This window comes from Blautia sp. AF17-9LB (assembly GCF_003479185.1).
Taxonomy (GTDB): Bacteria; Bacillota; Clostridia; order Lachnospirales; family Lachnospiraceae; genus Fusicatenibacter; species Fusicatenibacter saccharivorans.
The window spans coordinates 25,891-49,970 of sequence record NZ_QUGU01000023.1 but is presented as its reverse complement, the minus strand read 5'-3'; the positions used below and the strand labels follow the sequence as shown (position 1 = coordinate 49,970).

At 49.4% G+C, this 24,080-nt stretch carries 18 protein-coding genes, 1 tRNA gene and 1 riboswitch; of the genes, 15 read left to right on the top strand and 4 right to left on the bottom strand.

Features of this window, described 5'->3' with window-relative positions:
* The first annotated feature begins 5 nt into the window (after positions 1-5).
* Positions 6-209: riboswitch (cobalamin riboswitch) on the top strand.
* A gap of 279 nt (positions 210-488) precedes the next feature.
* From DWX00_RS18100 to DWX00_RS18085, 4 genes are all read left to right on the top strand, one after another.
* Positions 489-4,259, top strand: coding sequence for a hypothetical protein (locus tag DWX00_RS18100; RefSeq protein ID WP_118595943.1), 3,771 nt, complete (start codon positions 489-491; stop codon positions 4,257-4,259).
* A 79-nt stretch (positions 4,260-4,338) separates the two neighbouring features.
* Positions 4,339-5,703, top strand: a complete 1,365-nt coding sequence (locus DWX00_RS18095; RefSeq protein ID WP_243002113.1) for an ABC transporter substrate-binding protein — start codon at positions 4,339-4,341, stop codon at positions 5,701-5,703.
* A gap of 11 nt (positions 5,704-5,714) precedes the next feature.
* The gene (locus DWX00_RS18090) at positions 5,715-6,776 is read left to right on the top strand and encodes a FecCD family ABC transporter permease (protein ID WP_243001844.1); all 1,062 of its coding nucleotides are present in this window, start codon (positions 5,715-5,717) and stop codon (positions 6,774-6,776) included.
* A gap of 6 nt (positions 6,777-6,782) precedes the next feature.
* Positions 6,783-7,880: an ABC transporter ATP-binding protein gene (locus DWX00_RS18085; RefSeq protein ID WP_055220215.1), complete on the top strand. Its 1,098-nt coding sequence runs from the start codon at positions 6,783-6,785 to the stop codon at positions 7,878-7,880.
* A gap of 573 nt (positions 7,881-8,453) precedes the next feature.
* Here DWX00_RS18085 and trxB read toward each other — a convergent pair.
* Together trxB and DWX00_RS18075 are read right to left on the bottom strand one after the other, a co-directional pair.
* Complete coding sequence (trxB, locus tag DWX00_RS18080; RefSeq protein WP_117510103.1) at positions 8,454-9,374, bottom strand: thioredoxin-disulfide reductase; 921 nt, start codon at positions 9,372-9,374, stop codon at positions 8,454-8,456.
* A gap of 59 nt (positions 9,375-9,433) precedes the next feature.
* Positions 9,434-10,759, bottom strand: a complete 1,326-nt coding sequence (locus DWX00_RS18075; RefSeq protein ID WP_117801548.1) for a hypothetical protein — start codon at positions 10,757-10,759, stop codon at positions 9,434-9,436.
* A gap of 205 nt (positions 10,760-10,964) precedes the next feature.
* Between DWX00_RS18075 and dapF the strand changes: the two genes are divergently transcribed.
* Positions 10,965-11,813, top strand: coding sequence for a diaminopimelate epimerase (dapF, locus tag DWX00_RS18070; protein WP_117805222.1), 849 nt, complete (start codon positions 10,965-10,967; stop codon positions 11,811-11,813).
* 171 nt (positions 11,814-11,984) lie between these two features.
* Positions 11,985-14,120, top strand: coding sequence for an anaerobic ribonucleoside-triphosphate reductase (gene nrdD / locus DWX00_RS18065; protein WP_022461695.1), 2,136 nt, complete (start codon positions 11,985-11,987; stop codon positions 14,118-14,120).
* Between the two features lie 97 nt (positions 14,121-14,217).
* On the opposite strand, the gene DWX00_RS18060 is transcribed toward nrdD, so the two are convergent.
* Positions 14,218-15,585 carry an MATE family efflux transporter gene (locus tag DWX00_RS18060; RefSeq protein WP_117510099.1) on the bottom strand — a complete coding sequence of 456 codons (1,368 nt, stop codon included), beginning with the start codon at positions 15,583-15,585 and terminating at the stop codon, positions 14,218-14,220.
* A 177-nt stretch (positions 15,586-15,762) separates the two neighbouring features.
* On the opposite strand from DWX00_RS18060, the gene DWX00_RS19760 reads away from it, so the two are divergent.
* Positions 15,763-15,912, top strand: coding sequence for a hypothetical protein (locus tag DWX00_RS19760; protein ID WP_156327623.1), 150 nt, complete (start codon positions 15,763-15,765; stop codon positions 15,910-15,912).
* Between the two features lie 210 nt (positions 15,913-16,122).
* Positions 16,123-16,195, top strand: a tRNA-Lys gene (locus DWX00_RS18055).
* A 211-nt stretch (positions 16,196-16,406) separates the two neighbouring features.
* Here DWX00_RS18055 and trmB read toward each other — a convergent pair.
* Positions 16,407-17,057 (bottom strand): tRNA (guanosine(46)-N7)-methyltransferase TrmB, encoded by a 651-nt coding sequence (gene trmB, locus DWX00_RS18050; protein ID WP_117801545.1) that lies wholly within the window; start codon positions 17,055-17,057, stop codon positions 16,407-16,409.
* 414 nt (positions 17,058-17,471) lie between these two features.
* On the opposite strand from trmB, the gene DWX00_RS18045 reads away from it, so the two are divergent.
* The 7 genes from DWX00_RS18045 (at position 17,472) to DWX00_RS18015 (ending at position 24,076) form a co-directional block, all read left to right on the top strand.
* Positions 17,472-17,783: a hypothetical protein gene (locus DWX00_RS18045; RefSeq protein WP_022461691.1), complete on the top strand. Its 312-nt coding sequence runs from the start codon at positions 17,472-17,474 to the stop codon at positions 17,781-17,783.
* A gap of 4 nt (positions 17,784-17,787) precedes the next feature.
* On the top strand, positions 17,788-18,828 hold the full coding sequence (locus tag DWX00_RS18040; protein WP_022461690.1) for a V0D/AC39 family V-type ATPase subunit: 1,041 nt from the start codon (positions 17,788-17,790) through the stop codon (positions 18,826-18,828).
* 11 nt (positions 18,829-18,839) lie between these two features.
* A complete protein-coding gene (locus DWX00_RS18035) occupies positions 18,840-20,786 on the top strand; it encodes a V-type ATP synthase subunit I (protein ID WP_416388396.1) in 1,947 nt (648 codons plus the stop codon).
* Positions 20,787-20,913: 127 nt separating this feature from the next.
* Entirely contained in the window at positions 20,914-21,348 is a 435-nt protein-coding gene (locus DWX00_RS18030) for an ATP synthase subunit C (protein ID WP_022461688.1), read from the top strand.
* Positions 21,349-21,398: 50 nt separating this feature from the next.
* Complete coding sequence (locus DWX00_RS18025; RefSeq protein ID WP_055220228.1) at positions 21,399-21,707, top strand: V-type ATP synthase subunit F; 309 nt, start codon at positions 21,399-21,401, stop codon at positions 21,705-21,707.
* A 22-nt stretch (positions 21,708-21,729) separates the two neighbouring features.
* On the top strand, positions 21,730-22,317 hold the full coding sequence (locus DWX00_RS18020) for a V-type ATP synthase subunit E (protein WP_158555012.1): 588 nt from the start codon (positions 21,730-21,732) through the stop codon (positions 22,315-22,317).
* Complete coding sequence (locus DWX00_RS18015) at positions 22,310-24,076, top strand: V-type ATP synthase subunit A (protein ID WP_022461685.1); 1,767 nt, start codon at positions 22,310-22,312, stop codon at positions 24,074-24,076. Before DWX00_RS18020 ends, DWX00_RS18015 begins: the two co-directional genes overlap by 8 nt.
* Positions 24,077-24,080: the final 4 nt, after the last annotated feature.

The window sequence follows — 24,080 nt, the reverse complement described above, 5'->3', positions numbered from 1 at the left end:
ACGAATGAAATAAGGGACTTTTCAGTGCGGAACGGATTTGAAAAAGAATCCGCGAAGATAAAAGGGAATCAGGTGGAAATCCTGAGCGATCCGGTCACTGTAAGCAGGGAGTGTTAGCTGCAGAAATGCCATTGTGCGAAACGCATGAGAAGGCGCGGCTGCCGTGAAGATCTGCGAGTCAGGAAACCTGCTGGAAAGGTTAGTGAATCGCTTCCGATGAAAGCATATATTCATGGAAAGATGTACGAAGCAAAATCGGACATCTGCTTTTTTGTCGCCATGCGTCCGAAAAAGAGCTCCGGTGGAGAAACTCTTTTGCAGAAAAAGCAGATGTCTGTTTGTCTTTTCGCAGAAAAAATGTGTCCTCAAAAACAAGATTACTTGCAGGGAGACATCATTGACGGGGACAGGCACCGCCCAGCTGCCTGAAAAAGTCAGACGGAATCCGGAGCAGATGCGCGAAGGATATCCGAAGAAAAGGAGAAGTTATGAAAGGAAATTCAAGCAAATTTCTGGCACTGCTGTTGTCGGCGTCCATGATCATGAGCCCGACTGCCAGCGTATTAGCAGATACGCAGGAAAAAGCAGCACAGACAGAAAGCAGCGCAGCCGCAGAGGAAGCGCTGCAGAGCGAAGAAACAGCAGAGACGGCAGAACCGGAAACAACACCGGCAGAAACCGAGAGCAGTGAAAGCACTGCAGAGACTCCGGCAGAAGAGCCGACGGAAACACCGGTTGCGCCTGCAGAGGATCAGACACCGGCAGGATCTGACGAGACCGAGACACCATCTGCAGATGAGGATGCTTCGGAAGATACTGCAGAGGACACTGCAAAAGACGGTGAAGAGACTGCCGATACCACAGAAAAAGAGCCGGAAGCAGCAGATGAGACTTCCAAGGATGCTAAAAAAGAAACACCGGCAAAAGAAGAAACCAAAGATGCTGTAAAAGAGAATACCAGTCCGGCGGCAGAACAGCCGAAAACGGAAGTAAAAGAAACAACCAAAAATGAGGCATCCAATACAGCCGAGGAGAAAGAAACAAAAGCAGCGGAAGCAGCAAAACCGGCAGATGGTGAGTATGAGACTTCTGCAGAAGCAACCGGAAGCATGTTCCGTGTGATTTCTTCCAGACTCATCGTAAAAGATGGAAAACTGAAAGCATCCATTCTGCTGAGTGGAACCGGCTATGATTACCTGTATACGGGAACAGCAGCAGAAGCTGCCGCAGCAGATGAAAAGAGCTGGATTGCTCCGACAGGAAGCGAAACCTATACGGATACGAAGACCGGTGCAGAAAAGACCGGATATCGTTTTGAAATTCCGGTGGAAGAGCTTGACAAACAGATGGATGTTGCCGTTCGCTCAGCCAAGAAAAAAACATGGGCTGATAAAACTGTTACGATCCACAGCACCGCTGCAATCCCGACCGTAACCCCGGAACCGACCGAGCCCCCGGCCCCGAGTGAAACACCAGGCGATGATTCTTCCGAGACACCAGTCAGCGTAGAAGCACCTGTTGTAAAGGACAACGGTCAAGCATTCAAAATGTTCCTCATCTCTGAGGCAACCATGATCAACAAGGGCGACAAACTTGTTCTTACCCTGAAAACAAACAACACATCGTTTGATAAACTGTATTTTGGAAATAATGATGACCTTGCAAAAGCACCGGTTATTCAGGGAATGCAGGAAGCAAACGACGGTTTTTCCTTTGCGTTTGAAGTAGATGCTGACAAAGCCGGCACAACCGTTCCGATTGTTCTTGGAAAGAAAGACGGAACCTGGTATACGAAACAGCAGCTTTACTTTGTGATTCCGGGAACGAAAACACCAGATGTTACACCAACCCCGGAACCGACCGTAACCCCGGAACCGACTGAGATCCCGGCACCAACCGCAACGCCGACCCCGGAGCCATCTAAAGTTCCAAATGGCATTTACAGCGGAACCGCCGAGACGGGTGCTCAGATGTTCAAAGTAGTGGCTGTGGAGCTGACCGTAAAAGATGGTGATATGAAAGCTAAGATCACCTTAAGCGGTGTTGCTTATGACTACCTGTATATGGGAACTCCGGAAGAGGCAGCTGCTGCAGATAAGAGCGCATGGATCGCGGGCATCGGAACAGCGGATTATACGACCGATGACGGACAGACCAAAACCGGAATGCAGTATGAAATCCCGGTAGCAGCACTTGATCAGCCGCTTACCGTTGCATCCCATTCTGAAAAACGGGACAAATGGTATGCAAGAACCATCACCATCGCATCAGCAAGTCTGAAAAAGACCTCAGATCTTCCGGCAGATGAGACAAACAAAATTGCAGACGGTATCTACGAAGCAACTGCTGAGACTGGTGCAGCAATGTTTAAAGTAGTCAAAGTAAAACTGACTGCAAAAGATGGAAAAATGACAGCACTTATCACCTTAAGCGGAGCAGGTTACAATTACCTGTATCTGGGAACAGCAGCAGATGCAGCAGCAGATAAGAGTGCATGGATTGCATCCAAAGGAAAAGGTGAGTACACCTTAAACGGCGAGACAAAAACAGGACTGCAGTTTGAAATTCCGGTAGAAGCACTGGATCAGGGCCTGGCAGTGGCAGCTCACGCAGTAAAGAGCGGCAAATGGTTTGACAGAACCATCACGATCGCATCCTCCAGCCTGAAAAAGACCGGAGATCTGCCGTCGGATGATTCCAACGATCCGAAACCAACCCTCGTTCCGACCAAGACCCCAACCGTATCTCCATCCGAGACACCGGTTGTAAAACCGACCAGCACTCCGACTCCGGCACCGACCCAGAAACCGGCCGATACCAAACCGGAGCAGGAATCCAAATATGAGTCTGACTTAAGCGGCGGCACATCCAAAGTAGACAGTGCAACCACACTGGCAGACGGCGTTTACACACCAGACGGATTCTCCTTCTCCGGCGGATCCGGAAAGGTAACCATCTCCTGCAGCAAGATTACTGTAACGAACGGACAGGCTTATGCAACGATCGCATTCAGCAGTCCGTACTACGGATATGTAAAAGCAAACGGAAATAAATACATGGCAAATGTCAGCGGCGGAAGCAGCATCTTCACCATTCCGGTTGAGCTGAACAAGAACAATACCATCATCGGTATGACCACCAGAATGTCCGTTGCCCATGAGATTTCCTACAACATCTTCATCTCCCTGGCAGCAGCAAAGAAGGGCGGCAGCACTTCTTCCAGCACAGGATTTGTAAAAGCAGACGGAACAATCTCCACGATCAGCACCGATAACTCCAAGTTGGATACCACCGCTCCAGAGATCATGGGACTGGAATACAAAGCAGAGACAAAACTTGCTTACGCAGAGTACTTCAAGATGTATCATTACGACGAAGGCATCACCCTGCTGGAGATCGATATGACAAAAGATACCGAGCGTGATCCGGAGAAACAGAACGAGGACGACAAGAAAGCAGAAGATACCGATACCGCAGCAGCGGAGGATACCGCAGCAGCAACCGACGAGGAAGAAGCGGCAGCAGCATCCGATTCCAAAAAGACCAGCACTGAGAAAGCGAAAGATCTGACCGAAAAGACAAAAGAGCTGTACGAAGGCAATGTTGTCAAATATCTGATCGTTCCGAAAGATGTTGAGATTCCGGCAGGACTGGACAAAGATATGATCGTGATCCAGCTTCCGGTTGAGAAAACATACGTAGCATCTGAGGATGCCCTGAAACTTCTCGATGAGCAGTTAGACGCAGCAGAGAGCATCAAAGCAGTCGGCATGGAGCAGAAAGACTGCCAGATCGAAAACATTGCAAAAGCAATGGAAGACAAAAAAATCTCCTTCGACGGAGCATTCGATGATCTGGACTACAAAGCTCTGGTAAAAGACGAAATCGATTTTGCAATTCTTCCGTCTGAGTTCCTTCCGGGAAATGCAAAAGATGAGGAAGATGCTGATGCAGCCGACGAGACCGCAGATACCAAAGCTGAGGATCAGAAGGACGATAAAGACGATAAGACAACGGATGAGAAAGCAGACGAAGACAAGACTACGGAAGAACTTCTGAAAGAGGAAAATGAGCGTCTGTCCGACACCGCAGAGCGTCTGGCAACCCTGACCATTCCGATGCTGGTTGACCGTTCCGCAGACGAGAAGACCGATCTTGCGAAAGCAGAGTGGCTGAAAGTCTACGGCGTGATCTTCGGATGCGAGGATCAGGCAAACGAGCTGTTCCAGCAGATGGTAAAGGCAGAAGAGAATAAATAAGTACAATAATTTGCAGCAAAAAATGAGAAAGGGCTGCTGCCGTATGGCAGCGGCTTTTTCTTTCAGAAAGGAATATCAAATGACAGGAAAAAACGAAAGAAAGCTGAAAAAATGGGCCGCACTTTTTCTTGCAGCAGCGATGTCACTGACGGCCTGCGGCAGCACCGCATCAACGGGAAGCAGCACATCGTCCGCGTCGGGCACTTCGGCAGTTTCTGAGAGCAGCACATCCACAGCATCCGCAGCAGACGTTTCCGAAAGCCAGACGGAGAGCACATCCGTCTCGGAAAGTACGGCTGAAAGTGAAAGCACCTCCGAAGCCACTGCTGCGAGCAGCACCTCCGGGAGTGATACCGCATCCGCGGATGGTTTCGCAACGACAGACGATGTCAGCGACGCACCGGACATCACCGGAATCACCATCGAGAGCAAGATGGTCCTGAATTACGCGGAGTGCTTTAACGTATACTACTGCACAGACGGCTATAAACTGATCGATGTCAAAGACGGCGCGCAGTATCTGCTCGTCCCGGACGGAAAAGAGGCGCCGGATGACCTCGATTCCGACGTAATTGTAATCCATCAGCCGCTGGAACGCATCTACATGGCAGCAACCTCTCCGATGGCGCTGTTCGATGCCATCGACTCCCTCGATACGATTCGTCTCTCCGGTGAAACCGCAGACAACTGGTACGTACAGGATGCCGTTGACGCGATGAATGCCGGAACGATGATCTTCGCCGGAAAATACAGTGAGCCGGATTACGAACTTCTGGTCAGTGAGAACTGTGATCTGGCCATTGAATCCACGATGATCCTCCATTCCCCGAAGGTACAGGAGATGATCGAGATGCTCGATATTCCGGTCTTCATCGACCGTTCCAGCTACGAATCCCAGCCTCTTGGCAGAACCGAATGGATCAAACTCTACGGTGCCATGCTGGACAAAGAGGAGGAGGCAGCCGACTTCTTTGCAAATCAGGCAAGTGTTGTGGAAAATCTGAAGGATTTCCAGAATACCGAAAAAACGGTCGCTTTCTTCTATATTAATACGAGCGGAGCTGCCGTTGTGCGGAACCCGGAGGACTACATTTCCAACATGATCGAGCTTGGCGGTGCGCGCAACGCCTTCCGTGATCTCCAGGACGACAGCGGAAAAACATCCGTGCCGATCACGATGGAGCAGTTCTACGATACGGCCGAAGATGCGGACTACCTGATCTACAACGCAAGCATCGATTCCACCGTCAAAACCCTGGACGACCTGCTGGCAAAGGATTCCATGTTTGCCGATTACAAAGCAGTCAAAGAGGGCAACGTCTGGACAACCGAGAAATCCATGTATCAGGCAACCGATAAAATTGCACAGTTTACCAACGACATTAACCTTCTGGTAACGGGCGGCGATCCGGATCAGATGGTATTCTTAAGAAAATTATCCTGATGGAGGAACGTATGTCAGAGAAAAAAAATATGACAGGAAAAGAGAACAGTTTCCATATGGAAAACTTCCGGCGCCGTTCGCGGTATGCCGCTGTGTTCCTGGTGCTGATTCTGGCGTTCGCCGCCATCACCGTGCTGAATATCAATTCCGGAAACGTAAATATTTCGATTCCGGAAATTTTCCGGATTCTGCTGCGGCGGACCGGAGAGGGGAAAGCGTACAATATTATCTGGAAAATCCGCCTTCCGCGTATTCTGATGGCGGCAATCCTGGGCGGTGCTCTGTCCCTGTCGGGCTTCCTTTTACAGACTTTCTTTGAAAACCCGATTGCCGGTCCGTTTGTTCTTGGAATTTCCTCGGGAGCCAAAATGGTCGTGGCGCTGACCATGATCTTTTATCTGGAGCGGGCGCGCAATATCACATCTTACACGATGATTGTTGCAGCATTCTTAGGATCCCTTCTCTCCGTCAGCTTCATTCTGCTGATGTCCCGGCGGATCAAAAATATGGCAGGACTTCTCGTCGGCGGTATTATGATCGGTTACATCTGCTCGGCGGTCACGGATTTTGTTGTCACCTTCGCGGAGGATTCCGATATCGTCAACCTCCACGGCTGGTCACAGGGAAGCTTCTCCGGCATGAGCTGGAGCAACGTAGCGATCTCTGCGGCTGTGATCGGCATCACCTTTGTCATCACGTTCCTGATGGCAAAACCGATCGGTGCATATCAGCTCGGTGAGGCGTATGCGCAGAGCATGGGTGTCAACATCAAAGTATTCCGCATCGCGCTGATTCTGCTTTCGAGTATTCTCTCCGCATGCGTCACCGCATTTGCCGGTCCGATTTCGTTTGTCGGCATTGCCGTCCCGTTCCTCGTTAAACAGAGCCTCGGCACATCGCGTCCGCTCGTCGTAATCCCGGGAACGTTCCTCGGCGGAGCCGTCTTCTGTATGATGTGCGACCTGATCGCGCGTATGGCGTTTGCACCGCTGGAGCTGTCCATCAGTACGGTCACATCGATCTTTGGTGCGCCGGTCGTCATTTTCATGATGCTGCGCCGGAAAAGGGGGTAAGAGAATATGAATGAATATTATTTTCATCTGGACCACCTGACGGTCGGCTATGATAAGAAGCCGCTGATCAAAGATATCTGCATCGGCATCGAAAAAGGCGAGATCGTTACGCTGATCGGACCGAACGGTTCCGGTAAATCAACGATTCTGAAAAGCATCACCCGCCAGTTAAAGCTGGTCGGCGGAAATGTGGAGTTTGACGGGAAAAACCTGCATGAGCTTTCGTTCCGCGAGTTGTCCACGAAGATGGCCGTTGTGCTGACGGAGCGCATGAAGCCGGAGCTGATGACCTGCCACGATATTGTGGCAACGGGCCGCTATCCGTACACCGGACGGCTCGGCATGCTGACCCGCGAGGATGAGGAGAAGGTCGAGAAGGCGATGCGCGCCGTTCATGCCGAAGAGCTCGGCGGCCGCGATTTCAACGCCATCAGCGACGGCCAGCGCCAGAGAGTGCTTCTTGCGCGTGCGATCTGTCAGGAGCCGGAGGTCATCATCCTCGACGAGCCAACTTCTTTCCTCGATATCCGCCACAAGCTGGAACTGCTCGCGATTCTGCGCCGCATGGCAAAGGAGAAGGGCATCACCGTCATCATGTCGCTGCATGAGATCGATCTGGCACAGAAAATTTCAGATAAGATCATCTGCGTCAAGGGCGATGCTATTTCCCATTTCGGCGCACCGGAGACAATTTTCCGCGAGGATATCATCCGCGAACTATACGAGATTGACAATGGTTCGTTTGACCCGTGCTTCGGAAGCATCGAGCTGCCGCGGCCGGAGGGAACACCGCGCGTCTTTGTCCTCGCAGGCGGCGGAACGGGAATCCCGGTGTTCCGGAAACTGCAGAAGGAAAATGTCCCGTTTGCGGCAGGCGTCCTGTATACGAACGATATCGATTACCAGCTCGCCCGCATTCTGGCGATGGAGACGGTAACCGAAGCACCGTTCCAGGAGATCAGCGACGAGGCATTTGCCCGCGCCTGCGAGCTGATGAAGAGCTGTGAACGTGTCATCGACACCGGCGTCCCGGTGGGCATGTGCAACCGCCGGATCGAAGAGCTGAGGGCAGAAGCAAAGCGGCTTGGAAAGCTGGCAGAGTAAAACAAAGAAAAATCCAATCAAAATCTCCTGTCTGGGAACGAAACAATCGTTTTCCGAACAGGAGATTTTCTTTTTGCAGCCATTGTAAAAACAGCAAAAGAACACGAAAAATGTAATATTAAATTGTACGAAAAATTCACACAATTCAAGTCAAAAACCAACAGAGATTGACACTTAAAAAGTCAAGTGCTTTATAAAATCTTTTGGCGAAATAACGGTTTTCTCTGTTATGACCAAAACACGCGTTCTGATTTCGCAAGATTTAAACACATGCTTTCCACACCGTTTTTCGTGGATAATGTGGATAACTCGGTGTATAACTTGTTTTTAGGCATGTTTTCGGTGGTTAACTATGTGGATAACTTGTGGACGGGATGTTTATAAAATTGGCCCGTGTGGGAAAAAACCGGTTTCTTTGTGCAATTTCGACAAAAAGAGGTTTTAAAGTTTTACACGACTGACATGAAAGGTTTTTCAGATTTCAGAAACTACGGAAAAACAGAAAAAAGCAGGCAGTTCTCCGTACAATACGAAGAATGCCTGCTTTTGCCGTATTCTATTCGAAAGAAGCCATCAGTGGCTGATCAGATATTTCTCTACCGAAGTCACACAGTTCGCGCCGTCGGCGGCTGCCGTGATGATCTGACGGAGCTGCTTCGTGCGGACATCGCCTGCGGCGAACACGCCCGGCACGCTCGTCACACCGTCTTCGCCGGCTTTGATGTAGCCAGCCTCATCGGTTTCTACGATGCCTGCGATCAGTGCGGAGACCGGAACGATGCCGACGGCAATAAACACGCCGTCTACCGTGATCACACCGGCTTCCCCTGCCTTTTTGTTCGTTACCTTCACGCCGGACACCATCTCGTTTCCTTCGATGGAATCCACAACCGTATCCCACACCATTTCCACATTCGGCAGTGCCAGCAGTGCATCCTGGAGAACACCGGCTGCCCGCAGTTCATCGCGGCGGTGGATCACGTAAACCTTTTTGCACGTTCTGGCAAGGAAAATCGCATCCTCCACGGCGACATCGCCGCCGCCGATAACGGCAACGGTTTTGTCTTTGAAAAATGCGCCGTCACACGTTGCACAGTAAGAGACGCCCATGCCGGAGAGCTCCTTTTCACCAGGTACATTTAACGCGCGGTGCTCCGCACCGGTTGCAAGAATGACCGTTTTGGCATGATACTCATTTTTTCTCGTGCGGACAATCTTGATCTCTTCGTCAAGAACAAGCTCCTTCACACGCTCACGGGAAAATTCCGCGCCCATTTTTTCAGCGTGTGCGCGCAGCGTGCTTCCGAGATCCATGCCGCTGATGCCCGGAAGGCCGGGATAGTTGTCTACTTCATAGGTATTCAGCACCTGGCCGCCGCTTGCAAAGTTTGCCTCAATCGTAAGAGAGGAGAGCTTTGCGCGTTTCGCATAAATCGCGGCAGAAAGACCCGCCGGGCCGGAGCCGATGATGATAACGTCGTATAAGTTTTCCATAAAAATCCTCGTTTTCGTCTGTAGTAAGCTGCCATGCAGCCATTTTTCTGAAAGTATCGTTACGGAGCCGGTGTTTCGGACGGTTCCTGACTGTCGGAAACGGAAGATGAATCTTCCGCGGAAGTTTTTTTGGCTTCTTCTTCCGGCGCTTCCGGCTGGTTGTGAACCACCTTGATGCTGCGTACCAGCTTCAGATCGTTGTCGATGCCGATTTCAGTGTAGTCCAGCTTTTCGTCATCACTATAGAATGTGTAGAGTGTCAGGTTACTATCCTCTTTTTCCGTTTTTTCTGATTTGGCATCCCCTGCCTTCGCCAGAAAATCGCTCTCGGAAGTGCCGAGCGTGATGCCGTTTGTGATTGAAATCGGAATCTTTGTCGTATCGAGATCGCCGTACAGCGAAGTAACAAAACAGTTGCGTACTGTCGTCGCCTCCGCGCCGTAATTATGTACGGTGCAGTAAAGCTTCTGACCGCCCTTTTCCAGCGTGACGTAGCCGTATTTTCCGTTTAAAACGGCCGTATCGGACTCTTTCGTATTGACGGTCCAGTCGTGGTCCAGAAGTTCACTGACCGGAACGGGAAGATGATAGAGTACATCGTCAAAGCGGACGGTCCAGTCGTTGATTTTACTGCTGTCGGCTTCCGGTGCCTGGTAGGCCTCCACTTCCGGTGTTGTGGCATCGCTGACACCATCGAGCGCTTCTGCATCAGCCGTGGTCGTAAAGTTCTGCATATCGAGGGAATACAGAATTCCCGTTTCGTTATCGAAGCCGAGCGTGATCGTCTGGTACAGCCCGTATTCATACGTGAACTGCACAGAGGTATCGGCCTCATAACGGTCCTTTGGCGCACCGTAGATGCTTTCCACATCCTCCATCAGCGACTGCTGCAGGGTGACGCCGTTCGGCAGGCCGACATAGATATTCTGACCCTCAGCGGTCGAGGTATCGATGTGAATGCCTCCGATCAGGCATTCCGCCACTGGCTTTGCCGTGGTGTCCGGATTGGCAATATCGACGGTAATCTGGTTTCCGTCCTTTTCAAAGCTTTCGCCCTCTGAGAAGGATTCCGGCTGGATTTCCTTTGTGTCGTCGCCGCTGTAGACCCAGCCAAGCGCTGTAAAATCCGCGTAGGATTCCGGAACTTCGTATGTATCGCCCCAGATGGCAAGCTGAAAACTGTTCAGGTTCTTCGAGAGATCCACATCGTATTCCGGAATCTCATCGGAATCGCCGGAGGCCGCCAGATTGTCTTTGGGGTCGTCATCGTCGGTACTCTGACTGATGGTTGTGATCGGAATCGTTTCTGTTTTCTTTCCGCAGCCGCTCGTTCCCACGAGGAAAGCGGCAAATACTGCTGTTAAAACCCAACGGTATTTTTTCATCAAAACCTCCTCATAATAAATGGTTAAAAATATTTGAGAGTTACTTCATGTAAGTAACGATATCAGTTCCCCCTATTCTATCACATTCCGCTTCGTTTTCCAATGTCTGAAGCGGATTTGAGAAAAATGGTTTTTCAAAAGCGCGGTACGGAATACATATTTAGTAAGGAACTGGAAAGGGCAGAAGTCTGGGAGGAGGCTGTGTATGCGTTTTACAAAAATGCAGGGCTGCGGAAATGATTATATCTATGTAAATGCCATGGAGGAGCGGGTGGAGAGTCCGGGACGGCTGGCAAAAGCGGTAAGTGACCGCCATTTCGGCATCGGCGCGGACGGGCTGATTCTGATCGGGGCATCCAAAACAGCAGATTTTTCGATGGAAATGTACAACGCCGACGGCTCGAAGGGCGCGATGTGCGGCAACGGCATCCGCTGTGTGGGAAAATACGTGTACGAGCATGGGCTGACGAGAAAAACGACGCTGACTATCGAAACCGGCAGCGGAAACCGTGTGATTCATCTGCAGACGGGGGAGAATCCGAATAAGATCTGTCAGGTGACAGTGGAGATGGGAACGCCGGAATTCCGCGCCGCACAGATCCCCGTTGTTTCTCTGGGGGAATATGTGCTGGAGCATAAAATTACCGTGTGCGGGGAAAATTATACGATGACCTGCCTTTCGATGGGAAATCCGCATGCGGTGATTCCGGTGGAAGATGTGGAAAAAATATCCATTGCAAAGACCGGTTCCGCTTTTGAACACCTTTCCTGCTTCCCGGACCGTATCAATACAGAGTTTATCCAGACTTTAGATCAACACACAATAAAAATGAGAGTCTGGGAACGTGGGAGCGGTGAAACGCTGTCCTGCGGAACGGGAGCGTGTGCGGCAGCCGTCGCGGCGATGCTTTCCGGCTGTGTTTCGGAGGGAGAAACTGCCGTAGAACTGCGCGGCGGCAGGCTTTTCGTTACATGGGACCGGACGAAAAATAAGGTCCTTCTGACCGGCCCGGCCGAGACCGTTTTTGAAGGAACGCTTGCAGAACGAATTTGAAAAATGCAGATTTCTGTCTGCACGAAAGAGCAGTATGCAATATTCTGAAAATAAAAACTTACAGGAAATGCCTTTTCTTTTCAAAAGAAACATGCTACAATATGTGGTGCCCGCTACAAGAAAAGGGTGGGGGACACACAAGATATAGTGTTTGAATTGGAGGACACCACAATGGTTTATATTATCAAAAAGGACGGCACCAAAGAAGAATTCGACGCGCAGAAGATCGTCCGTGCCGTAAATAAATCCGCACAGAGAATCCTGTATACCTTCTCACAGCAGGAGATTGACTTTATCTGTAAGTTCGCAACCGAGCACGTATATTCCCTTGGAAAGACCGAAATTCCGATCAGCGATATGCACAATATCGTGGAGGGAGCACTCGAAAAAGTAAACCCGGCTGTGGCAAAAAGCTACCGCGATTACCGCAATTACAAAACTGATTTTATCCATATGATGGACGAGGTCTACACGAAGAGCCAGTCCATCCGCTACATCGGCGACAAGAGCAATGCCAACACCGACAGCGCCCTCGTTGCAACGAAGCGAAGCCTGATTTTCAACGAGCTGAACAAAGAGCTGTACCGCAAGTTCTTCATGAACCGCAACGAGCTGCAGGCCTGTAAGGACGGTTACATCTACATCCACGACCAGTCCGCACGTCTCGATACCATGAACTGCTGTCTGTTCGATGTCGGAAACGTTTTAAAAGGCGGTTTCGAGATGGGAAATGTCTGGTACAACGAGCCGAAGACACTCGACACCGCATTTGATGTCATGGGCGATATCGTCCTCAGCACCGCTGCACAGCAGTACGGCGGCTTTACCGTGCCGGAGGTGGACAAGATCCTTGCTCCGTACGCACAGAAGAGCTACGATTACTACGTAAAAGAGTTCCTGAAATATACCGACGCATCCTGGGAGGGTGCACAGGAGAAAGCCATCGAGTATGCGATCGACAAAGTAAGAAGAGAGTGCGATCAGGGATGGCAGGGAATTGAGTATAAACTGAACACTGTTGGATCTTCCCGCGGTGATTATCCGTTCGTTACCGTGACCCTCGGCCTTGGAACGAGCATGTTCGAGAAGATGATTTCCATCTCCCTTCTTGAGGTCCACAAAAACGGACAGGGCAAGAAAGGCCACAAAAAGCCGGTGCTCTTCCCGAAAATCGTCTTCTTATATGACAAGGCAATTCACGGAGAGGGCGGCATCGCAGAAGATGTCTTTGAGGCAGGACTTGACTGTTCCTCTAAAACCATGTATCCGGACTGGCTGTCGATGAGCGGCGAGGGCTACATCGCCGAGATGTACAAGAAATACAAGAGAGTCATCAGCCCGATGGGATGCCGTGCTTTCCTTAGCCCGTGGTACGAGCGCGGAGGCATGGAGCCGGCAGATGAGAACGACAAACCGGTCTTTGTCGGACGTTTCAACATCGGAGCCGTTTCCCTTCATCTTCCGATGATCCTGGCAAAATCCCGTTCCGAGAACCGCGATTTCCACGAAGTGCTTGATTTCTACCTCGAGATGATCCGCGATCTGCACAAACGGACCTACGATTACCTCGGCGAGATGCGTGCATCCACGAACCCGCTGGCTTACTGTGAGGGAGGTTTCTACGGCGGCCACTTAAAACCGTCCGACAAGATCCGCCCGCTGTTAAAGCCGATGACCGCATCGTTCGGTATCACGGCGCTGAACGAGCTGCAGGAGCTGTACAACGGAAAATCTCTTGTTGAGGACGGACAGTTCGCACTTGACACGCTGAAATATATCAACGACAAGGTTGCCGAGTTTAAGAAAGAGGACGGCATCCTCTATGCGATCTACGGCACACCGGCAGAATCCCTGTGCGGCCTGCAGATAGAGCAGTTCCGCAAACAGTACGGCATCGTCCGCAACGTTTCGGACCGCCCGTATGTGAGCAACAGTTTCCACTGCCACGTAACCGAGGACATTACCCCGATCCAGAAACAGGATCTCGAGGGACGTTTCTGGGAGCTCTGCAACGGCGGAAAAATCCAGTACGTGCGCTATCCGGTCGGCTACAACAAAGGCGCGATCAAGACACTGATCGAGCGTGCGATGGAGCTTGGCTACTACGAGGGCGTCAACCTGTCCCTGGCTTACTGCGATGACTGCGGCCACCAGGAACTCGACATGGATGTCTGCCCGGTCTGCGGTTCCAAGAACCTGACAAAGATCGACCGTATGAACGGCTATCTTTCCTACAGCCGTGTCCATGGCGACACACGTCTGAATGAAGCAAAGATGGCGGAAATTGCAGAGAGAAAATCGATGTAAAATCATTGCGATATTTGTAATACGATAAAAGAACGAAATCCCCTGCGGGAAATCCATTCGGTTTGGATTTTCCGCAGGGGATTTTATAGTTCGGCAATTATTCTTCGATATCGCGGGTGATGTTGCGTACCCAGACGTATTTTTTATAATGAAGATAAACCGCAGGCAGTTTCACGATCTCATCGAGGTTTACGATACAGTAGACAACCATGACCGGCAGCTTCAGCCAGAACGCGGCGAGGAAACCAAGCGGTACGGAAAAGCACCACATCGCGCCGATATTTCCCTGCATATCGAATTTCGCATCGCCGCCGGCACAGAAGATGCCGTCGAGAACGGTGGTGTTGACCGACTGTGCCATCAAGTTCAGACCGCAGAAGAGAAGCATGTACTGCAGATATTCTGCCGCGGTATCGGTAAGCGGAGCGAAGTGGACGATTGCAGGAGAGATCAACATCAGAAGACCGCCGGTCACAACGCCGATGGCAATTGCAAGATGCGTCAGGCGGCCGCCGTATTCGCGTGCTTTCTCGAGTTCATCTGCACCGAGCAGGTTTCCGATCAGAACACCGGCACCGCCGCTCACACCGCGGATCAGGCAGGAGAGGAGGCTCTTTGCAATCGAGGTAATCGAGTTTGCTGCAACAGCATCGCTTCCCATGTGGCCCATGATAACGGAGTACAGAACGTAGGCAATTCCCCAGACGAGGGAGGCCGCAAGCACGGGAAGCGTGTAGCGCCAGAAGTCTTCTGAAAGTATTTTCCCTGCGGAAGAGAAGAGGCGGTTCCAGAGAATCCGTACACGCTCCGGTTTCTTTGTCTCGAGATAAGCCCAGATCAGTTCCACAACGCGGGCAGCTACCGTTGCATAAGCTGCTCCGCGGATCCCAAGTGCCGGAGCACCGCAAAGACCGTAGATGAGGATGGCATTTAAAATGATGTTCAGTACAACCGCAGTGGAACTGATGCGGGAGCTGACTGCTGCATGACCGGTGTTTTTCAGCAGGATCAGATAGACCTGCGAAATACCGCAGAGTACGTAGGAGAGTGCAACAGCGCGTAAATACTGGCTTCCGCTTGCAACCAGGGCCGCATCATTTGTAAAGATGCGCATCAGCATTTCGGGACAGAAACCGGCAAGGATGGTAAACAGGCCGGAGAACAGCAGGTTGGTGCGAAGTGCGATCGGAATCACTTTTTCGATCGAAGCGGCATCCTGTTTCCCCCAGTACTGCGCTGCCATAATACCGGCGCCCGCCGCGATGCCTGAGATAAAAAGGCTCAAAACAAACTGCACCTGTCCGGCCAGTGAAACAGCAGACAACGAAGTCTGATCAATCCAGCCCAGCATGATCGCATCCGTTGCGCTGACGAGAGCCAGCATAAAATTCTGGATCGCAATCGGAAGGACGAGGAGTTTTAGTTTCTGGTAAAATTCATCCTTAAAATTCATTCGTGTTTTCATAAAAATTCCCCCAAAGTATAAATAGTAGTTTTTGCTGTATTATAGCGGAAAGGAAATGGGAAAACAATGGCTAAAACAAGCTATTTTCTGGTCATTTTTGACATTCCCTGTATAATATAGAAGAAAAAGAACTTTTCCGGTGCCCGTGTCCGGTACGCCGGAAAGCGGAGAAGAAGTTTGATCAGAAAATCAGGTTTCCTTCAGCAGAAACTCCAGGATTTCTGCTATCAGAATAAATATGCCGGCAGCGGCTGTCTTTATAAAATCCAGAAATCCATGCAGGAGCTGGAGAAGCTTTTGAAAAAGAAAGATAAGAAACGGAAGTAGGTTCGGCTGCCATTGGAGCCGTCATCGAAACAAACGGAAATATACGAAAAAATTGTGAAATTTAATAGAATTATAAGACCTGTTTTCGCTGTTTTTAACAAAAGTAAAGAAACAGTGAAAAAAAGGTTGCTTTTTTCGGCAGAATCCTTTATAATCTTATTTGTGTTCAGCGAGTGGATCATCCAATGAAACACAGAAAAACAAAAGTAAGCGCCTTTAGCTCAGTTGGTAGAGCAGTAGACTCTTAATCTATTTGTCCAGGGTTCGAGTCCCTGAAGGCGCATCGAAAGCACTGTTTTTGCAGACCTGAGAGCTGCGGGGACGGTGTTTTTCTTGTTTTACAAGCAAAATACCAAAAGTCTGTGTATCAACTTTTTTACATTGCGATAGAAACAGAGAAAAACCGGCAGCGGAGCGGTCTTACTTTTCAAGAGACCGTTCTGCTGCCGGTTTGTATTTTGGATGGGAATCAAATCATTTGCGAAAGCATTCCGCTACAGAAACCGTGCCTCCATCTTACAGATCGGGTTTCCAATTGAGGAAAACTTCTCCTCATATTCCGTCATTACATTTCCTTCTGAGAGAACCACATCGTGGTGCAGATCGTATGTGAATGCAGTGAGTTCCCATCCCTCTGCATTTTTCATCTCTTCAAGAGAGAAGTCAAACAGATCTTTATTATCGGTTTTGAATTCCAGTGTTCCGTCCTTCTTTAAAATCTTCTCGTACCGTGCAAGAAACTCATGTGACGTCAGTCTCCGCTTCGCATGGCGGTCCTTCGGCCACGGATCGGAGAAGTTGAGGTAAATGCGGTCTACCTCGCCCTCAGCAAACACTTCCGGAAGCTGGCGTGCATCCATGCGGATGAAAAACAGGTTTTTGATTTCCGTCTCCAGTTTTTCCCGTTTCTGTACTGCGCGGAGCAGCACGCTGTCGTACATTTCAATGCCGACGTAGTTGATTTCCGGATGCAGAACCGCCATATCCATCAAAAAGCGGCCCTTTCCCATACCGACCTCAATATGAATCGGATTTTCATTTCCAAAAATTTCAGCCCACCGTCCCCGGCAGCTCTCCGGCTCCTGCACAACGAACGGACAGGAAGCAATCACATCTTTTGATCCTCTGATATTTCTAAGGCGCATATGCGTAAAATTCCTTTCTTAAGTGATAAATATTAGAATAAAAGCCAATCATATCCAGTATATCATAGCTCCCGAAAAAGCAAAACAGAAAAATCCCGTTTTCAAATTTTCGAAGTTTTCAAAATACTATATACAATATCAACCTGCACATAGCATTTCTTATCAGCAATATGACAATCGGATTGGAACCATATCGAAATCATATGAGGGACCATCTTTTGGCTATTGATATTGGAAGAAAAAATATGACCCATTGTCTATTTTTAATCAAAAAGTCGATCGAAATCCCACTTTTTTTTACGATTTCAATATGTCAACTTTGGAAAAAAAGGTGTAGAATACTAACAGCAAAGATGCGGGGAGTTTTCCTCGTCTTTGTTGTCTTTTAAATAAATAAGGAGGGAAAGCGATGCTATGGAATCTGTAATTAACAAACTTGCAGAGATCGAAACGGCTGCTACTAAGATTATGCAGGCTGCCGAGAATCAGAAGAAGCTCCAGGACGAGCAGCAGGAAGAGCGGATTGCAAAATTCGATGCAGATCTGGAAGCGGAAACGGCAAAGCGGATTGAAGAGATCACAACAAAACTTCATTCTACTACAGATGCGGATCAGAAAAAGCAGCGGGACTCTGCCGCCGAACTTCTATCTTCACTGGACGCTTATTACGAACAGAATCACGGAACACTGTCCACGCAGATTTACGAAAACATTATAAGGAAGTGAAACGATGAGCGGTCTATTATCCTACAGCGGCCTTACCACAAAGATAAGAGCCATGCAGAGCCATCTTTTAAACGACCAGAATTTTCGGGAAATCGTGGAACTGGAGAGTGTACCGCAGGCAGTTTCTTACCTCAAGCAGCATAAAGGCTATGAGGATCTGTTTGAGGGCTACAACGAAGCTGACCTTCACCGAGGTCAGATCGAGAAAATGCTGCGCCTGACGGTATACCGGGATTTTTCCAAGCTGTACCGTTTTGCAAATGTGGAGCAGAGAAAGTTCCTTGCGCTCTACTTTAAACGATACGAAGTGTCCGTTATCAAAGAATGCCTGAACACGGTATTTGATCACCGTGATGTGGTATTGAACCTGTCCATATTCGACGAGTTCTTTAACAAGCATTCCCAGCTGGACATCAATCTTCTGGCGTCCTCCAGGACGATCGAAGAACTGATTGCGAACCTGAAAGGGACAGAATATTATGCCCCGCTGTCGCAGCTCGCGGATATCGAGCGTCCGACCCTGTTCGACTATGAGATGACCCTGGATCTGTATTACTTTGCACAGATGTGGAAAGACAGATCAAAAGTAGTGACAAAGCGGGATCTGGAAGAGTTGACCGCTGCATGGGGAAGCAAGTTTGACATGCTGAACCTTCAGTGGATCTACCGTTCCAAACGCTATTATCACATGACCAGCGCACAAATCTACGCCCTGCTGATTCCGGTTCATCACCGGCTGAAAAAGGATGTGGTAAAGGCACTGGTAGAAGCCGAGAATATGAGTGCATTTTCCCAGCTGCTGGAACAAACCTATTATGCGAAACGGTATGATTCCTTCAAAGTCGATACGCTGGAATCCATGTATGCAGCCATTATGAAGCACATACTTTCCAGTGAATCCAGACAGGATCCTTATTCCGTTGCCACCATATACTCATACCTCTATCACAAAGAGCACGAGGTAAACCGGCTTATTATTGCACTCGAGTGCGTACGTTACCGTATCAGCGCTGACGAGGCAATGCAGCATATCGCAAAAACTTAATACACGGGGAGGTGTACTCATTGATTGTCAAGATGAAATTTTTGAGCATCACCGGGCCGAAAGCCGACATTGACCGTGTGGTCAACACTTATCTCTCAAAATATGAGATACATCTGGAAAACGCTCTGACGGAGCTGTCTACGATGCAGAATATCACACCGTATATCCAGATCAACCCATACAAAGAGACCTTAAAACAGGCGGAAGATTTTACAGCACTTCTGCCGGAAGACAAGCGTACCACCACGAAAAGACTTTCCCTGGAAGATGCCATCAACTGTGTCCATGGTTTGGATCACACCCTTGGCCAGTTGAACCAGGAGCGTACAGAACTGGAAGCAAAAAAGAAAGACTTGATGGAAAAAGCACAGAAAATCGAGCCGTTCCAGGATCTGCACTGCAATCTTTCCTCCATTCTGGATTTCCACTTTATCAAATTCAGATTCGGAAAGATCACAAAAGAGTATTACAACAAGTTTGAGAGCTACTGCTATGAGAACAGCGATACGGTATTCTACCGCTGCCATTCCGATGAGCAGTATGTATGGGGCATTTACTTCTGCCCGAGAGATCAGGTCACGAAAGTGGACGCCGTATTCTCATCCCTGCACTTCGAAAGAATCTACGTTCCGGACGAGTACAGTGGAACGCCGGAGGATGCTTACGCAGCACTTCAGGCAGAAATCAAAAAGACAGACGATGCACTCAGCGAGTGCTCACGGAAACTGGCAAAATGCCTTTCGGATTCCGCAGAGGATCTGGTTGCAGCAAAAGAGCAGTTAGAGCAGCTCTCCGGCAACTTTGATGTCCGTCGCCTGGCAGCCTGCACAAAATCCAAGAAGGAAACTTTCTATATTCTGTGCGGCTGGATGTCGGAAAAAGATGCCGCTTCCTTCCAGAAAGACATCGAAAACGACACAAATCTCTTCTGCTTTATCGAGGATGATGCAAACAACGTTCTGCGTCAGCCGCCGACAAAGCTGAAAAACCCGAAAATCTTCCGTCCGTTTGAGATGTATGTGAAGATGTACGGACTGCCAAATTACAATGAAATTGACCCTACGATTATCGTAGGACTTACCTATGCATTTATTTTCGGAATCATGTTTGCCGATGTAGGACAGGGACTGTGTCTGCTGATTGGCGGCGCACTGCTGTACCACTACAAGAAGATGGATCTGGCAGCGATCATGAGTACCTGCGCGGTATTCTCTGTGATCTTCGGATTCTTGTTCGGCAGCTTCTTCGGATTTGAGAATGTCATACCGGCCCTCTGGCTGCATCCGAAGGAAGCGATGACAACGCTTCCGTTCATCGGTTCGATGAACACCGTATTTGTCGCAGCGGTTGCATTTGGTATGTTCATGATTCTGACAGGAATGGTTCTGCATATGATCAATGCAGCAAGAAACCATAAGCTCGGCGAGCTTCTGTTCAGCCAGAACTCCCTGGCAGGCTTCATTTTCTACGGAGCCCTTGCCGTTACACTCGTTCTCCTGTTCAGCGGCCATAAAGCTCCGGCTGTCGGCGTGATGGTAGTCATGTTCGGTATTCCGCTTCTTGCGATCTTCTTAAAAGAGCCACTGGAGCGTATGGTAGAGAAGAAGGGCAATGCATTTCCGGATACCGGAAAGGGAATGTTCTTTGTACAGGCATTCTTCGAACTCTTCGATGTACTTTTGAGCTACTTCTCCAACACAATTTCCTTTGTCCGTGTCGGCGCATATGCAGTCAGCCATGCGGCTATGATGGAGGTTGTCCTGATGCTCGGCGGAGCAACAGGCGGCGGCAGCATCAGCTGGCCGGTTATTGTTCTCGGAAATGTCTTCGTTGCCTGCCTTGAGGCACTGCTGGTAGCGATCCAGGTACTGCGTCTGGAGTATTACGAGATGTTCAGCCGGTTCTATGAAGGAGACGGAAAACCATTTGTTCCGTTTTTGAAAAAAGGCGAGAAATAAAAGAGGATTCAGAGCCATGCGAAATGGAAGTGAATATGGCGGGAAGCTGTATCGGGAAAAAGTGAAAATGGCTCCGGATCGCAGCAAAGAGTAAATTTAATGAATTAACTTCAGGAGGAAAACTATTATGAACTCAGCATTTGTACAGGTACTTACTGCAATCGCAATGGTATTAACCATCGTTGTTCCTATGACTTATTACTTCAAAGGTGAGCACAACAAAAATCGTTACAAAAAATCTCTGGCAGCCAATGTAAGCGGCTTCTTCGGCCTTCTGCTGATCGCAACCGTTGTTTCCTTCGCAGGCGCAACAACTGCATCTGCTGCAACAGAAGCAGGCGCTGGTCTTGCAACCGGTCTTGGTTACATCGGTGCAGCTCTTGTTACAGGTCTTTCCGGTATTGGTTCCGGTATCGCCGTTGCATCTTCCGCAAGCGCAGCTCTTGGAGCAATCAGCGAAGACGGCAGCATCTTTGGTAAATCCATGATCTTCGTAGCTATGGCCGAAGGTATCGCTCTGTATGGTCTGATCATCTCCTTCATGATTCTTGGTAAACTTTGATTCCAAAACCGGAAGGTATTGATCTTCACCTTAAGTTGGAGGAATCATAAATGAAAATGTTCTTGATCAGTGATAACGTAGACACTCAGACGGGCATGCGCCTGGCCGGAGTGGAAGGCGTTGTCGTTCATGAGCGCGAGGAGCTTTATGATACACTGCAGAAAACACTGGCAGACAAAGAGATCGGAATTATTCTCCTTACAGAAAAGTTCGGGAAGGAATTCCCGGACATTCTGGAGGATGTCCGCCTCAACCATAAGCTTCCGCTGCTCATTGAAATTCCGGACCGTCACGGTACCGGAAGAGCGCCGGACTTTATCACTTCCTTTGTAAATGAATCTATTGGATTAAAACTGTAAGAATGCCCTGGAGGTGACACAATTGACTACTGAGGAGAAACTTCAGAATTTTTATAATCATTCCCTGGACAGTGCAAACCGTGAAGCAGAACGTGTGATCGGCGATCACCAGAAAGCTCTGGATAAGATCTTCGAGGAGCATAAAGCAACTGCAAGACGTCAGGCAGAAGAAGAAATTGCTGCCGAGACCGAGAAAGCAAAACGTGATGTCAATAAGACACTGTCAGCGGATCAGCTTCATATCAGACGGAAGCTGTCCCGTAAAAATCTGGAATTAAAAGAAAAACTGTTTAAAGAAGTTCGTGAAAAACTTACCGCTTATAAAAAGGATCCATCCTATGAGGAGTATCTGGAGCGCAAAATCCGTGAAGCCGTTACGTTTGCCGGAAATGACAAACTGACCTTATATCTGGATCCGTCAGACGAAGCTCATAAGGCTTCCCTGGAGCAGAAACTCTCCGTAACCCTTACCATTTCGGCCATGCCGTTCCTTGGCGGCGTGCGCGCGGTCATTCCGGAGAAAAATATTCTGATCGATAATTCCTTCGAGACCCTTCTGAACGAAGAGCGGGAGAATTTCATCTTTCACGGAGGTGTAGAGCATGAATAAAACCGGAGTTATCTATGGAATCAACGGTCCGGTCGTATATCTGAAAGGAAACACCGGATTTAAAATGTCCGAGATGGTTTACGTTGGTAAAGAACGTCTGGTCGGCGAGGTTATTGCCCTGACAAAGGATACCACTACAGTACAGGTTTTCGAGGAAACCACAGGACTGAAACCAGGCGAAACAGTTACCGCATCCGGAGATGCCCTCTCTGTTACACTGGGACCTGGAATCCTGAACAACATTTTTGACGGTATTGAGCGTCCGCTGTCCGAGATTGCAAAGCAGTCCGGTAAATATATCAGCCGCGGTCTTACCGTAGATTCTCTGGATACAGAGAAAAAATGGGATGTCCATGTAACTGTTTCAGAAGGCGAAGAGCTGATGGGCGGCGCAATCATTGCAGAGACACAGGAGACCCGTTCCATCGTACACAAATCGATGGTTCCGCCGGATGTCAACGGCACGGTTATCTGGGCTGCCAAAGACGGAAAGTACACCATCCTTGACCCGATTGTAAAACTGAAACTGGAAGATGGCACCGAAAAAGAGATCACACTGGCACAGAAATGGCCGATCCGTGTACCGCGTCCAACCCTGAAAAGATATCCGGCATCCGTTCCGCTGATCACAGGACAGCGTATCCTGGATACGATGTTCCCGATCGCAAAAGGCGGCACAGCAGCCATCCCTGGCGGATTCGGTACCGGAAAAACCATGACCCAGCACCAGATCGCAAAATGGTCTGATGCCGATATCATCATCTATATCGGATGTGGAGAGCGTGGAAACGAGATGACACAGGTTCTGGAGGAGTTCCAGGAACTGATCGACCCGAAGAGCGGCAACCCGCTGATGGACCGTACCACCCTGATCGCCAACACATCCAACATGCCTGTTGCAGCCCGTGAGGCATCTCTGTATTCCGGACTGACACTGGCTGAGTATTACCGCGATATGGGCTATGATGTAGCAATCATGGCAGACTCCACATCCCGTTGGGCAGAGGCACTCCGTGAGCTGTCCGGCCGTCTGGAGGAAATGCCTGCCGAGGAAGGTTTCCCGGCATATCTGGCATCCCGTCTGTCCGCTTTCTATGAGCGTGCCGGCATGATGCAGACCCTTTGCGGCGCAGAGGGAAGCGTATCCATCATCGGAGCTGTATCTCCGCAGGGTGGTGACTTCTCCGAGCCTGTTACCATGAACACCAAACGTTTCGTCCGCTGCTTCTGGGGACTGGATAAATCTCTGGCTTACGCCCGTCATTTCCCGGCGATCCACTGGCTGACCAGTTACAGTGAATACCTGCAGGATCTGTCGCCGTGGTACAAAGATCACGTAAACAAAAACTTTGTAGATATGCGGAACCAGTTAATGGGAATCCTGAACTCCGAGAGCTCCCTGATGGAAATTGTAAAACTGATCGGTAGCGATGTTCTTCCGGATGACCAGAAGCTGACCCTGGAAATCGCCAGAGTTATTCGACTGGGCTTCCTGCAGCAGAACGCATTCCATCCAGATGACACCTGCGTATCCTTGGAAAAACAGTACAAGATGATGGAAGTTATTCTTTATCTGTACAAGAAATCCAAAGCGCTCGTGACGATGGGCATGCCAATGTCCGTACTGAAAGAGGACAAGATCTTCGACCGCGTCGTTTCTATTAAATACGATGTACCGAATGACCGTCTGGATCTGTTTGACACATACAAAAAAGATATCGACACCTTCTACGATAAGGTACTCGAGAAGAATGGTTAAGGAG

Excerpts from the sequence above, each read along its gene's own strand:
- dapF (WP_117805222.1), top strand. The coding sequence starts at position 10,965 with ATGCGTTTTACAAAAATGCAGGGCTGCGGAAATGATTATATCTATGTA.
- DWX00_RS18030 (WP_022461688.1), top strand. The coding sequence starts at position 20,914 with ATGAACTCAGCATTTGTACAGGTACTTACTGCAATCGCAATGGTATTA.
- DWX00_RS18085 (WP_055220215.1), top strand. The coding sequence starts at position 6,783 with ATGAATGAATATTATTTTCATCTGGACCACCTGACGGTCGGCTATGAT.
- DWX00_RS18100 (WP_118595943.1), top strand. The coding sequence starts at position 489 with ATGAAAGGAAATTCAAGCAAATTTCTGGCACTGCTGTTGTCGGCGTCC.
- trxB (WP_117510103.1), bottom strand. The coding sequence starts at position 9,374 with ATGGAAAACTTATACGACGTTATCATCATCGGCTCCGGCCCGGCGGGT.
- DWX00_RS18095 (WP_243002113.1), top strand. The coding sequence starts at position 4,339 with ATGACAGGAAAAAACGAAAGAAAGCTGAAAAAATGGGCCGCACTTTTT.
- trmB (WP_117801545.1), bottom strand. The coding sequence starts at position 17,057 with ATGCGCCTTAGAAATATCAGAGGATCAAAAGATGTGATTGCTTCCTGT.
- DWX00_RS18045 (WP_022461691.1), top strand. The coding sequence starts at position 17,472 with ATGGAATCTGTAATTAACAAACTTGCAGAGATCGAAACGGCTGCTACT.
- DWX00_RS18015 (WP_022461685.1), top strand. The coding sequence starts at position 22,310 with ATGAATAAAACCGGAGTTATCTATGGAATCAACGGTCCGGTCGTATAT.
- DWX00_RS18025 (WP_055220228.1), top strand. The coding sequence starts at position 21,399 with ATGAAAATGTTCTTGATCAGTGATAACGTAGACACTCAGACGGGCATG.
- DWX00_RS18090 (WP_243001844.1), top strand. The coding sequence starts at position 5,715 with ATGTCAGAGAAAAAAAATATGACAGGAAAAGAGAACAGTTTCCATATG.
- DWX00_RS18075 (WP_117801548.1), bottom strand. The coding sequence starts at position 10,759 with ATGAAAAAATACCGTTGGGTTTTAACAGCAGTATTTGCCGCTTTCCTC.
- nrdD (WP_022461695.1), top strand. The coding sequence starts at position 11,985 with ATGGTTTATATTATCAAAAAGGACGGCACCAAAGAAGAATTCGACGCG.
- DWX00_RS18060 (WP_117510099.1), bottom strand. The coding sequence starts at position 15,585 with ATGAAAACACGAATGAATTTTAAGGATGAATTTTACCAGAAACTAAAA.
- DWX00_RS18040 (WP_022461690.1), top strand. The coding sequence starts at position 17,788 with ATGAGCGGTCTATTATCCTACAGCGGCCTTACCACAAAGATAAGAGCC.